Annotated in this window: 8 protein-coding genes; 1 reads left to right on the top strand and 7 read right to left on the bottom strand. The window is 62.8% G+C overall.

Annotated features, from left to right (window positions below; all coding sequences use genetic code 11):
- Positions 1-783: 783 nt before the first annotated feature.
- The 6 genes from AAGW23_RS14280 to AAGW23_RS14255 all read right to left on the bottom strand — a co-directional run bounded on the left by AAGW23_RS14280 (position 784) and on the right by AAGW23_RS14255 (position 11,819).
- Positions 784-2,673 carry a methyl-accepting chemotaxis protein gene (locus AAGW23_RS14280; RefSeq protein ID WP_200638371.1) on the bottom strand — a complete coding sequence of 630 codons (1,890 nt, stop codon included), beginning with the start codon at positions 2,671-2,673 and terminating at the stop codon, positions 784-786.
- A 277-nt stretch (positions 2,674-2,950) separates the two neighbouring features.
- Positions 2,951-4,411 carry a sodium-dependent transporter gene (locus tag AAGW23_RS14275; RefSeq protein ID WP_200638370.1) on the bottom strand — a complete coding sequence of 487 codons (1,461 nt, stop codon included), beginning with the start codon at positions 4,409-4,411 and terminating at the stop codon, positions 2,951-2,953.
- 79 nt (positions 4,412-4,490) lie between these two features.
- Entirely contained in the window at positions 4,491-5,171 is a 681-nt protein-coding gene (gene maiA, locus AAGW23_RS14270; RefSeq protein WP_342407074.1) for a maleylacetoacetate isomerase, read from the bottom strand.
- A gap of 333 nt (positions 5,172-5,504) precedes the next feature.
- A complete protein-coding gene (locus AAGW23_RS14265; RefSeq protein ID WP_342407073.1) occupies positions 5,505-6,914 on the bottom strand; it encodes a sodium-dependent transporter in 1,410 nt (469 codons plus the stop codon).
- 105 nt (positions 6,915-7,019) lie between these two features.
- Entirely contained in the window at positions 7,020-8,111 is a 1,092-nt protein-coding gene (locus tag AAGW23_RS14260) for a Glu/Leu/Phe/Val dehydrogenase dimerization domain-containing protein (RefSeq protein ID WP_342407072.1), read from the bottom strand.
- A 237-nt stretch (positions 8,112-8,348) separates the two neighbouring features.
- Positions 8,349-11,819, bottom strand: coding sequence for an indolepyruvate ferredoxin oxidoreductase family protein (locus AAGW23_RS14255; protein ID WP_342407071.1), 3,471 nt, complete (start codon positions 11,817-11,819; stop codon positions 8,349-8,351).
- Positions 11,820-12,058: 239 nt separating this feature from the next.
- Here AAGW23_RS14255 and AAGW23_RS14250 point away from each other — a divergent pair, with 239 nt between their 5' ends.
- Complete coding sequence (locus AAGW23_RS14250) at positions 12,059-12,526, top strand: Lrp/AsnC family transcriptional regulator (RefSeq protein WP_102847059.1); 468 nt, start codon at positions 12,059-12,061, stop codon at positions 12,524-12,526.
- Positions 12,527-12,689: 163 nt separating this feature from the next.
- On the opposite strand, the gene AAGW23_RS14245 is transcribed toward AAGW23_RS14250, so the two are convergent.
- Positions 12,690-13,115, bottom strand: a complete 426-nt coding sequence (locus tag AAGW23_RS14245; RefSeq protein ID WP_342407070.1) for a DUF192 domain-containing protein — start codon at positions 13,113-13,115, stop codon at positions 12,690-12,692.
- Positions 13,116-13,300 lie beyond the last annotated feature (185 nt).

The following is a 13,300-nucleotide window of genomic DNA, read 5'->3' as shown; positions in this document are numbered from 1 at the left end:
GCCATCCGTGGCCCTTTACGCCTCTCGCGGCATCCATGCCGCTCGCTCCCCTCCGCGCGGATTACATTCGGCCTTCTGAAGGGGCGTTCGGCGGCGTCTGATGGTCTGTACCAGAGATCAAAAGCATAAGCGTTGTGCGGTGGGCTTCAGGCGGTAGGATGGGCGAAGCCCATCGCAAGAGTTCGATGGGTTGCACCCATCCTACGAGACTGTTCGCCCTTAAGTGAGGAAGGCGCTTCGTTGCTGTTGAAAACGCCCAGACGACTCGGTCCCGAGCCCCGTCAGCCTCGTAGCGACTGGTCTCGAACGTTGCACTCAAAAATCGGTGGGTAAGCTTCGCGTTACCCACACTTCTTATCGTCTAGAAAACTCGCACAACCGCTTCGTTGCACGGCCTATCAGACACCATCGAATCGCCCCTTTTAGGAGGCCGAGCGCAGGTGGCGTGGAAGGGGTTGAGCGGCATGGATGCCGCGAGAGCCGCGATGGGCCAGGGATGGCCCTTGGCGGCGGGCCCCTGGAACGTCGCCGGAGCGAGGGAACCCCGGCGCAGCCGGGGCCGGATGCAGGGGCAAGCGTTTTTGGTTACTTTTTCCGCGTTTGGAAAAAGTGACTCGCCCAGCAGGGCGAAACCAATGCCCAAAACAACCCAATCAATCGGCTAACCACGCGGGCCCGCAGCACAAAAATTCGCACCAGGGACTCGGTGTCCCCAACGCCCGCGGCAACGCAAACTCGTCAAAACAAAAAGGGCGCCGAAGCGCCCTTTTCATCAACCCCGGATCATATCCGAAAACTCCCCACCAACTGCTTCAACCGCGCCGCCTGCTGTTCCAGATCACCACAGGCCCGCAACGTGGACTGCAGGTTCTCCACGCCCTCCTGATTCAGCGTGTTGATCTCGGTGATGTCCATGTTCAGCGACTCGATCACCGAGGTCTGCTCCTCGGTCGCAGTGGCCACCGACTGGTTCATCGCGTCGATCTCACCGATGCTCAGAGTCACACTGCCCAGGCGCTCGCCGGCCTGGTTGGCAATGCCGACGCTGGCCTCGCTCTGGCGCTGACTCTCGGTCATGGTGCTCACCGAGTCGCGGGCACCGACCTGCAGCTTCTCGATCATGCCGTGGATCTCTTGCGCCGAGGTCTGGGTGCGGTGCGCCAGGCTGCGCACTTCATCGGCGACCACCGCAAAACCCCGCCCGGCTTCACCGGCACGCGCCGCTTCAATAGCAGCGTTCAGCGCCAGCAGGTTGGTCTGTTCGGAGATGCCCTTGATCACATCAAGTATCTGGCCGATGCCAACGGTCTGACTATTGAGGGCCTCGATCTGCTGGCAGGAGGCACTGATATTGTTCGACAGCTGCTTCATCGCCTCGATGTTGCGCTCGACCACCTTGAGGCCGTCTTCGGCCTGGTGGCTGGCACCGCTGGCCTGCTGCGAAGCGTCGGCTGCGTTGCGGGCGATCTCCTGCGCGGCGGCGCCGAGCTGGTTGATCGCGGCGGCCACACTGTTGGTGCGGCTGGACTGCTCGTCGGAGTTGATCATCGAGGAGTTGGAGGCGGCCAGCACGCGCTGCGCCACTTCGTTGACCTGCTCGGTCGCCGATGACACTTCCCGGATGGAGCCGTGGATACGCTCTACGAAACGGTTGAAGGCCATTGCCAGCACACCAAATTCGTCCTGCGATTGCACGATCAAGCGGCGGGTCAGATCGCCCTCGCCTTCTGCAATGTTGGCCATGGCCCGACCCATGTCGGTCAACGGGCGCATCAGCACGCGAATGAGCATGCCCAGCAACACCAGGATGAACACCACGGCAATCACCGTGGCCAACAACGCTGTGGTACGGAAGCTGGACAGCGCGGCGTAGGCTTTTTCCTTGGACACCGATACACCGACATACCAGGTCACCGAGGGCAGGCCAGGGACGGGGCTAAAGCTGAGGATGCGCTTTTCACCGTCGAGTTCTGCCTCGCTGTAGCCACTGGTCAGCGACGGCGTGCTCTCTGGATAGAGCTCAGCCAGGGTCTTCATCACCTTGTTCTTGTCGGGATGGACCAGCACCTTGCCGTCACCGCTGACCAGGAAGGCATAGCCCATGCCCTGGAAGTCCAGCGCATTGATGATCTCCACCAATGCCTTCAACCCCAGATCACCACCCACCACACCGACGGTCTGACCGGCGCTTTGTGCCGGTGTGGCAATGGTAATGACCAGCTCTCCGGTAGCCGCATCGACATAGGGTTCGGTCAGGGTTGTACCGCCGGCGGACACCGCGTCCTTGTACCAGGGCCGAACGCGAGGGTCGTAGTTGGCAGGCATCTCGTCTTCCGGACGCATGGTGAAACGGCCGCTCTGCTCGCCCAGATAGGTGAAGTTGAAGGTCGAGGTCAGTGCCCGCTGCTCCAGCAGATCGACCACACCGGCGTCCGAATCGTCGTTGGCAATCGACTGTGCGGCGCTTTCGACCAGCAGAATGCGGCCGGACAGCCAGTTTTGAATGTTGTGCGCAGTCACCTCGCCCATCTCGTCCAGATAACGCTGGAGGTTTTGGCGAATGGCGCTGCGTTGCAGGTAATCGTTGTACAGCGTGAACAGGGCGAACGTCGCGATCACGACGAGTGACGCAGCCAACAGAATCTTGTGGCTGAATTTGAGACGGCTAGGCATGGGCGCGTGTCCGGATAGGTCTGGATCGAATCGGCAATCCTTTCCTTGCGTAGCGTCCTGCTAGCACGTGCTTTCGGCCGGAGGGGCTCAAGCTTGAGGCACCCTCTAATCGAATCAGCCCACAGGCCCCGCCAGCCGTGCTTTTTGCCGTAAACCATTACGGCTTTCAGACGAGCGGCATGGCTTTTTGAGGGCGCCCCTGTGATCAGCCTGCAAACAAAAACGGCATGCCCTGCAGGCATGCCGTTTTGTTAATCAGCGAGCAATATTGCCGAACTCAGCGTCCTGCCAAAGCCGGCATGACCCGCGGGCGCAACCCCTCACCGAGGAGGGTCAGCACCACCACGGCTCCGACAATCCAGTACCAGCGCACCAGAGGATCGAAGCCCAGCCAGCCGAGGGCGTGCAGGAAGACCATGGTGATCAGCACCGGGCAGACGTAGCGCACCATGAACAGCCAGAGCGCATACCCCAGCGGCGGCAGATCCAGCTCTTCACGCATGATCTCGCTGCGCAGCGCATAGCCGGCAAATATCACGATGAAGATCCCGCCCAGTGGCATCATCCAGCGCGAGGTCAGGTAATCGAGCCAGTCGAAGAAGTTCTTGCCCAGCGGCGTCCAGCCAGCCATCAGGTTGAACGAGAGCATCGCCAGCAGGCTGATCACCAGCAGCACCGCACCCGCGCCCATGGCGGCCTTGACGCGGCTGATGCCGTGCTTCTCGTTGAGGTAGGCCACCGTGGCTTCGATCATCGAGATGGCCGAGGTCAACGCGGCAATCGAAACCATGGCGAAGAACAGCACGCCGAACAGCGTGCCGAACGGCATCTGCTGGAAGGCCAGCGGCAGGCTCATGAAGATCAGTCCGGGCCCGGCGGTCGGGTCCATACCATTGGCAAAGATGATCGGGAAGATCGCCAGCCCTGCCAGCAGCGCCACCGCCGTATCGGCAATCGCCACCATGAAGGTGGTACGGGCGATGGACTGGCCATCCGGGATATAGGAGCCGTAGGTCAGGATGGCGCCGGACGCCAGGCTCAGGGTAAAGAAGGCATGGCCCAGCGCGGCCAGCAGCGCTTCACCGGTGAGCTTGGAGGTGTCGAAGCTGAACAGGAAAGCGAAGCCCTGATCGAAGCCGCCACTGGTAAAGGCGTAACCCACCAGAATCAGCAACATCACCGCGAGGCCCGGCATCATCCAGCGCACCGCGCGCTCTATGCCGGCCTGCACGCCCTTGGCGACGATCCACAGCGTCAACAGCGCTACGAGGAGGCTCCAGCCACCCAGCTGCAGGGCATTAGCGTTGTGCGCCTCGAACACCTGCGCCAGATCGTCCACGGAGCCCGCCGCGAGCGAGCCGTCGAGCATCTTCACCGTATAGGCAAAGGCCCAGCCGGCGACCACCACGTAGAAACAGAGAATCAGGAAGCCGGCCGCCATGGCCATGCCGCCGACGCCTTTCCACAACGGGCTGCTGCCGTTTTCACGCGCCGCCCGACCAATCGCGTCGATGGGGCTGCCGCGGCCGCGACGGCCGATGGCGATCTCGGTCATCATCACTGGAATACCGATGGCGAGAATGCACGCCAGGTACATCAGCACGAACGCGCCGCCGCCGTACTCGCCGGTGATGTAGGGAAATTTCCAGATGTTGCCCAAGCCGACTGCAGAGCCGGTCGCGGCGAGGATGAAGCCCCAGCGGGAGAGCCAGAGGTTCTTGGGTTTTTCACGGGTCATGCGTCACCTGTTTGTTGTTATCTGTGACGGAATCGAACCCGCCGCGCTTGTGGCGCGACGGAGTGCAAGGCGGATGAACCTATTGAGCGTCGGGCTGCACCTCCGGAGCTGCGTTGGCAAAGGCTTCGAGGGATTCGCACTGCTCGGTCATCTGCAAAATGCGCGGGTACGCACTGAGGTCACAGGCAAAACGGCGCGCATTGTATACCTGCGGCACCAGGCATGCCTCCAGATAGCCTGGCCGTTTGCCGAGTGAGAGCTTGCCGTCGAAGGCCGCCAAGCCCTGCTCGACGCTGGCGAGGCCCGTATGGATCCAGTGCTGGATCCATTGCTGTTTCGCCTCGTCCCCGATGCCCAGCGGGCCGCTGAGGTACTGCAGCACCCGCAAATTGTTCAGCGGATGCAGGTCACAGGCGATATGAAGCGCCAGCGAGCGCACCCGGGCACGGTCGGCCGGATCATCCGGCAGCAAAGCCGGAAGCGGAAAGACCTCTTCCAGGTATTCGATAATCGCCAGCGACTGGCTGATACGCTCGTCGCCATCGACCAACAAGGGCACCAGCCCCTGCGGATTGAGCGCCTTGTAGTCGGCCGAGCGTTGCTGGCCGCCGTCCTTGACCAGATGCACCGGCATGTTTTCGAAGGCGAGGCCTTTGAGGTTCAACGCGATGCGTACGCGATAGGCGGCGCTGGAACGCCAGTAGCCGTAGAGCCTCAGCGTGGGCGACGAACCGGCCGTTGTGGTTGTTTCACTGCTCATAACGCTCCCAGTACGTGGTTCTCTGTGGCGGGCAAATCCTTCGACCATCCCGGCAGCCCTGCTGAACAAAGCAGACAGCAAGGCCTAAGGAGTGGCTTGGCCGCCGCCATCACAAACCACTCGGACCCGCCGCACAAGCCCGCCGGTAGCGCGGCTGGCACCTTAAGGTAGCTCAGCCTGGAAGGATTTCGTTACGGCCCTTTGCGAGCGCCGGGCTGCAAGGTTGCGACATTTTCCGCGTAACGAAAACCTGACAATCGGGTGCGACAGCTCGCCGCACCGCACCTCTTCAAGCGCCGGACGCTGGGCACCGAGGTCAGCGCAAGACTTGTGCTAAATCAGCCCGCTGAGGTTGAGGAACACCAGCACGATCGCCAGCGGGGTGCCGAAGCGCAGCAGCACCCACCAGGCGCGGAACAGTCCGCCGTCCCGAATTCCAATGGCGTCGCGTACCGTTTGCTCTTTCATCACCCAGCCGGTGAACAGCACAGTCATCAGCCCACCCAGGGGCATCAGCCAGTTGGTCGTCAGATAATCGAGGCTGTCAAAGAAGGTCTTGCCGAACAGCTGGTAGTCCGCCCAGAGGTTGAAGGAGAAGACGCTGCCCAGACTCAGCAGCCAGAGCAGGCCGCCACTGATCAGTACCGCCTTAGTACGGCTCATGCGGAAGCGCTCGGTCATCCAGGCGATGCTCGGTTCGCTCAGGGAGATGGCCGAGGTCAGCGCCGCAATCACCAGCATGACAAAGAACAGCCCACCGACCACCTGGCCCAGCGGCATCTGACCGAAGGCGATTGGCAGGGTGACAAAGATCAGCCCTGGTCCGGCGCCCGGCTCCAGGCCGTTGCCGAACACCAACGGGAAGATCGCCATACCGGCCAACAGTGCAACGACGGTGTCAGCCAGCGCCACCAGCACGGAGGTCTTGGCAATCGAGGTGCCTTCGGGCAGATAGGAGCCATAGACCATCATCGCCCCGGCACCGAGGCTGAGCGTGAAAAAGGCATGCCCCAGCGCGATCAACACGCTGGTGGCGGTCAGTGCGGAGAAATCCGGCACAAACAGAAATTCCAGCGCCTGCAGGAATTCGCCCGTGACCGCGGCATAGCCGACCAGCCCGAGCAACAGCACGAACAGACCCGGCATGAGGAACCGCAGCGAGCGCTCCAGCCCGCCACGCACACCAAAGCCGACAATCAGCATGGTCGCGGCCAGCACCAGCGTGCCGCAGACGATCAGCCGCATCGGGCTGGCCAACAGGCCATTGAACATCTCACCACTGGTGTCACCACTCACACCGCCGAAAGCGCCGCTGAGCGTGGTCGGGATGTAGGACAGTGCCCAACCGGCGACCACCAGGTAAAAGCTGAGAATGAGAAAGCCGGTCAACCCACCGAGCCAACCGGCCATGCGCCACCGGGTACTGGCGCCGGCCTCGCGGGCCAGATGCGCCACCGCGTCATCGGGGTTCTGCCGAGCACGACGGCCGATCATGACTTCGGCCATCAGCAAGGGAATGCCGATCAGCAGAATGCAGCCGAGATACACCAGCACGAAGGCGCCGCCACCGTTCTCGCCGGTGATGTAGGGGAATTTCCAAATATTGCCCAGACCGACCGCGGAACCGGTAGCGGCCAGAAAGAACACCCAGCGCGAGGACCAGAGGCCGCGCGCGGTGCTTTGCTGAGTACGAACGGAGGCACCACCGAGAGAACCGGCGGCCATGCTGCTTTTGTCAGTCATTGCGGATTCCTGCTTGTTGTTTTTGTCAGGGACTTGCACACGCTCGGCAGAACGGCTCGGGCTGCCGAAAACAAAACGGGCGGCCCTGGGCCGCCCTCATGCTCATTACGCCTGCAGGCGCTGTGGCTGCTTCTGCACCGCGTGCTGGCCGACGAGGCGCTCCTGGGCCAGCCGATCGGCGACGACCGAGGTGGACTCACCGCTGCTGGCGGCGCGCTCGAAGATCTCGCGCAGGGTTTCAGCGATGCCTCGAACGTGCGTGTCCGTCTGTGCCGGGCTGCCGCCGATGCGCTGGTAATAGACGTCGATGATGCCGCCGGCATTGATCGCATAATCCGGCGCGTAGAGATGATTGCGACGCTGCAGTTCGACGCCGATTTCCGTGCTCGCCAGCTGGTTGTTCGCCGCCCCGGCGATCACCGGGGCGCGCAGGCTCTGCAAGGTTTCGGCGTTGAGAATGCCGCCCATGGCGCAGGGCGCGAACACGTCCACGTCCAGGCCGTAGATGTCGTGCGGGCGCACGGCGTTGGCGCCCAGCTCTTCGACGGCCTGCTGCACATTGGCATCGAAAATGTCGCAGACCCACAGCTCGGCGCCAGCCTCTTTGAGATGACGCGCCAGCCCGAGCCCGACATGCCCGACGCCCTGGATGGCGACCTTCAGGCCAGTCAGGTCGTCCCGACCGAGGCGCTGACGCACCGCTTCGCGCAGGCCCACGAACACGCCGAGCGCCGTGGACGGCGACGGGTCGCCGCTGGCAATAGTCCCGTCGAGCATGGTGCGCGGTGTGGCACCGATGACGTGGCGGGTGCGCTGGGCAAAGGCCTGCATTTCCGGCTCACCGGTGCCCGAGTCGGCCGCGGTGATGTAGCGTCCGCCGAGGCTGTCGACGAAATCGCCCATGGCATGCAGCAGCGCCTGGCTTTTGCCGGTGTGCGGATCGCCGATCATCACCGCCTTGCCGCCGCCAAGCTTGAGCCCGGCCAGCGAGGATTTCAGGGTCATGCCACGAGACAGACGCAGCACATCACGCAACGCTTCGTCATCGCTGCCATAAGGGAACATCCGGCAACCGCCCAGCGCCGGGCCAAGCGTGGTGTCGTGGATGGCGATGATCGCGCGCAGGCCCGATGACCTGTCGTGGCAAAACACGACCTGTTCGTGGTGATCGAAATCGGGGTGGGTGAAGACGGACATTTCGGATTCCTCTTTGTTGTTCTATGCGAGCCCGTCATTCCAGGCTCCTTAAAAATGTTCTGTGCGGCGTATCCGGTCGCGTTTGTAAGCTGGGCCTCCGAGGCGTATGCCATCGGCGAATGGTGGGCTGAAGCCCACCCTACGAGTGCGTCTTCATCGCGGCGGGCGGTTCTGTAGGGTGGGCTTTAGCCCACCGAACAGCGCTGCCCAACCCGACGAGCGCCCAGAGCACGGCGGTCACGCCGCCGGTTCGAACAGCCGCACGGTCTGCACCTCGTCGCCGCGGTTCAGCTGCTCCTTGAGCACCTTTTCCTGCTGGCGGGCCTTGGCAATGGAGCGCTCCTTCACCGGGCCATAACCGCGGATCAGTTCCGGTAGCGCGGCGATGGCCACAGCGGAGCGGTAGTTGCTCGGCTTGAGTTGCGCCAGGAGCCCGTCGAGATTGCGCTCGTATTCGCTGATCAACTCGCGCTCGACACGGCGGTCATGGCCGTAGCCGAACACGTCAAGCGGCGTCCCGCGCAGGAACTTCAGCTTCGCCAGCACGTTGAAGGCGTTCAGCACCCAAGGGCCGAGTTCGCGCTTGCGCGGCTCGCCGGTGGTGCTGTCACGCTTGGCCAACCAGGCCGGCGCCAGATGGAACTGCAGCTTGTAGTCGCCTTCGAACTGCGCTTCGAGCTGCTGGCGGAATTCCGGCTCACTGTACAGCCGCGCCACCTCGTACTCGTCCTTGTAGGCGAGCAGCTTGAAGTAGTAACGCGCCACGGCTTTCGAGAGCGCCAGGTCGTCGGCGGTGTCCCGCGCCCGCACCTGCTCGACCTTGTCGCGATACCGCTTGGCATAGGCGGCGCTCTGGTAACGGGTGAGGAAGTCCACCCGCCAGTCGACGATCTCTTCCAGGGTCTGGCAGATGGGCTCGGCCGTTTCAGCCGGACGCGCCAGTTTCTCCACCGCTTCGCGCTCCAGCGATGCGCGGCGGCCCCAGCGGAAGGCCTGCTGGTTCAACTCCGCGGCAACGCCGTTGATGCTGATGGCCTTTTCGATGGCTTCGGCAGACAGCGGCAACAAACCCTGCTGATAGGCAAAGCCCAACAGGAACAGGTTGGTGGCGATGCTATCGCCCAGCAGGCGAGTGGCCAGGTAAGTCGCATCGATGAAGTGAGTCTTTTCGGCACCCACCGCATCGACCAGCGCTTCGCGCATGGCTTTGCCCGGCACCTGAGCATCGGGGTTGCGGGTGAATTCGGCGGTCGCCGATTCGTGGCTGTTGATCACCGCATGGCTGATCTGATCGTTGAGGCGCGTGAGCGAATCGTCACCGGCAGCGACCACCAAATCGCAGCCGAGCAGCAAATCGGTTTCACCGGCGGCAATGCGCACGGCGTAGATATCGTCCTGCTTGGCGGCGATGCGGATGTGCGTCACCACCGGGCCAAACTTCTGCGCCAGCCCGGCCTGGTCAAGCACTGTGCAGCCCTTGCCCTCCAAATGTGCCGCCATGCCCATCAGCGCGCCAAGGGTGGTCACGCCGCTGCCGCCGACGCCGGGGATCAGCACATTCCACGGGCGATCCAGCGGCGGGTGCTGCGGCTCGGGCAATGTCGCCGCCTCGATACCACCCGCCACCGCTTCGGGCTTGCGCAATCCGCCGCCATGCACTGTGACAAAGCTCGGGCAGAAGCCCTCGACACAGGAAAAGTCCTTGTTGCAGGCGTTCTGGTCGATCTCGCGCTTGCGCCCCAGTTCGGTTTCCAGCGGCATCACGGCCAGGCAGTTGGACTTCTCGCCACAGTCGCCGCAGCCTTCACACACGGCCGGGTTGATGAAGGCGCGCTTGGCCGGGTCTTCCAGCTTGCCGCGCTTGCGCCGACGGCGCTTCTCGGTGGCACAGGTCTGGTCGTAGATGATCACCGACACGCCCTTGAACTCGCGAAGCTCGCGCTGGATTGCGTCCAGATCGCGGCGATGGTGGAAGCTGGTGATGGGCGCGAAGGTCTCGCGGGTCGGGTACTTGTCCGGCTCGTCGCTGACCAGGGCGATGCGCTTGACGCCTTCGTCGGCGACTTGCCGACTGAGCTGATCGACCCGCAGCTCGCCGTCGATGGGCTGGCCACCGGTCATGGCCACCGCATCGTTGTAGAGAATCTTGAAGGTGATGTTCACCCCCGCGGCCACCGCCGCCCGTACCGCCAGGCTGCCGGAATGGAAGTAGGTGCCGTCACCTAGGTTCTGGAACATGTGCGGTGTATCGGTGAACGGCGCCTGGCCGATCCAGTTGACGCCCTCGCCACCCATCTGGGTAAAGGTTTCGGTACGCCGATCCATCCACTGCACCATGTAGTGACAGCCGATGCCGGCCGAAGCGCGGCTGCCTTCGGGCACTTTGGTCGAGGTGTTATGGGGGCAACCGGAGCAGTAATGCGGCGTGCGCACGGTGTCGTAGTTGCGTGCCGCCAGGGCCTTTTCCTTGGCGGCGAGAAAGGCTAGCCGCGCCTGAATGCTGTCGCTGGTGTAGATCGGCGCGAGGCGCTTGGCGATCACCCGGGCGATCATCGCCGGGGTCAGCTCGCTGAGGTTGGGCAGCAGCGAGGTGCCGTGCTCGTCGAACTCCCCCACGACCCGCGGGCGCTTGCTCACAGGCCAGTTGTAGAGCTGCCCGGTGAGTTGATCTTCGAGGATGCTGCGCTTTTCCTCCACGACCAGAATCTCGTCCAGACCCTGGGCGAATTCATGCACCGAAACCGGCTCCAACGGCCAGCTCATGCCGACCTTCAGTACCCGCAGGCCGACCGAGGCGCACAGCGCTTCGTCGAGACCGAGATCGTCCAGCGCCTGGCGTACGTCGAGGTAGGACTTGCCGGTGGTGATGATACCCAACCGCGGGTTCGGCGAATCGAGCATCACCTGGTTGAGGTTGTTGGCGCGAGCAAAGGCGCGGGCGGCGTAGATCTTGTAGAGGTTGAGGCGTTTTTCCTGCGCCAGCGGCGGGTCCGGCCAGCGAATGTGCACACCGTCTTCCGGCAGTTCGAAATCGTCCGGGATGCGCGTCTTGACCCGTAGCGGATCGACTTCCACCACGGCCGATGAATCGACGTTTTCGGCGATGGTCTTGAGCGCCACCCAGCAACCGGAGTAGCGAGACAGCTCCCAGCCGATGATGCCGTAATCGAGAATTTCCTGAACGTTGGCCGGGTTCAGCACCGGGATCGAGGCCGCGATGAAGGCGTGCTCGCTCTGGTGCGGCAGCGTCGATGATTTGCAGCCGTGGTCGTCACCCGCCAGCAGCAGCACGCCGCCATGGGGCGAAACGCCCGCAGCGTTGCCGTGCTTGAAGACGTCACCGGAGCGGTCGACGCCCGGACCCTTGCCGTACCACATGGCGAATACGCCGTCGTATTTGGCGCCGGGAAACAGGTTGGTCTGCTGGCTGCCCCAGACCGCCGTCGCCGCCAGTTCCTCGTTGAGGCCCGGCTGGAAATGGATGGCGTTCTGCTTGAGGAAATCGCGCGCGTCCCAGAGGCTCTTGTCCAGCATGCCCAATGGCGAGCCGCGGTAGCCGGAGATGAAGCAACCGGTATTCAGGTTCTGAGCCTGGTCGCGCTGATGCTGCAGCATGGGCAGGCGGGTCAGCGCCTGGGTGCCGGTGAGGTACAGATGTCCGGTTGCGAGCCGGTACTTGTCATCCAGGCGGATCTCGGCCAGTGACATGTGGCGCTCCTGTTTGTTTTTATCGGAGTCTGGACGACGCTTTACGTCGTCCGCCTAACAAGGTCGTGGGTAGCTGCACGGTAAGCCGTCCCACGCCAGCGACCGGCAGGGGATCACCCCACCGTTGCGCGTTCGATAAATTCTGGCTGTGACAAGGAGAGATTTTCTTTCTACTTTTGCGGTGTAAGCGCTATCGCGTGCATGATCCATTCACTAACAACAACAAAATGAGAACAACCATGCAGACCCCGCTGAGCAGCATCGACCGCAAGATTTTACTGCTGCTGCAACACAACGCCGACCTCTCCGCGGCGGAGATCGCCGAGAAGGTCGAGTTGTCGCAGTCGCCGTGCTGGCGGCGCATCCACCGCATGCAAGAAGACGGGCTGATCGAACGCAAGGTCGCCCTGCTCAATCCCAAGAAGCTCGGGCTGAACATGACGGTGTTCGTCAACATCAAGCTGTCCGCCCACGGGCGCAGCAACCTCGACGAATTCGAGCGCGCCGTGGTGGGGTATCCCGAAGTGCTAGAGTGCCACACCATGGCCGGCGAATCGGACTACCTGCTCAAGGTGGTGGCCAAGGACATCGACAGCTACGAACGCTTCCTGCGCGATCAGCTGTTGCAGCGCCCCCACGTGCAGGAGGCGCACTCGCATATCGCCATGAGTGAGGTGAAGCGCACGACGGAGCTGCCCTTGGATTGATGGCCGTCACGGCGGAGCAATCGGTGGATAAGGCAGAGCCGTTTATCCAACCTACCGCCACAGCGCCGGTCCCAAGTAGGGTGGAAAACGGCCACAGCCTTTTCCACCGCCAGCGTTCAGCCCGCAAACGGATTAACCGCAGCGCGCATGGTCGGACGACCCGTTACTGGCCCGGTATCCCTCGCACGCGCTCGCCAACCTCGATCTCATTGCGTTCGAACCAGCCCTGATTGACCTCCAGCGCATAGCGGGCCGGTTCGCTTGAGCAGCGAATCGCCTTACTCAACGGCTTCAGATCGATCACATCGACAATGCGTCCCTGCTCGTCCATGAACGCCGCCGACAGCGGTAAAGGTGTGTTCTTCATCCACAGGCAGTGACGTCGAAAGTCATCGAAGCGAAACAGCATGCCGTGGTCGGCAGCCAGCTCGGTGCGTTCCATCAGGCCGCGTTCACGTTCGGCGGGAGAGCGGGCGTACTCGGCCCCGACCCTGGCGCTTCCCACCTGCAGCTCCAGCAACGGCTCGCTGGCGTAAACGACAGCTGGCCCGACCACGGCAACGAGAAACGGCAGTACAACAATTCGCATCAATGGTTGGCCTCTGATGGTTAAGCGCAGCGTGGTGAGTTGGCGAAGCATACAACGTCAGTTCTTCATTCCTTGTCAGCTGGCACTTCGACCGCGACCTGATCACTGTCGACGTAGCGTTTCTGACAACGCTCGCAAAAAAAACCGTGCAGCTTGCTGCGGCCAAGGGGTTTGGCTCGAACGAA

Origin of the sequence: Stutzerimonas chloritidismutans (assembly GCF_038562055.1) — a bacterium.
In the GTDB taxonomy this organism is placed as follows: Bacteria; Pseudomonadota; Gammaproteobacteria; order Pseudomonadales; family Pseudomonadaceae; genus Stutzerimonas; species Stutzerimonas chloritidismutans_A.
The sequence above is the reverse complement of the archived record's forward strand: the minus strand, read 5'-3'. Positions and strand labels throughout refer to the sequence as shown.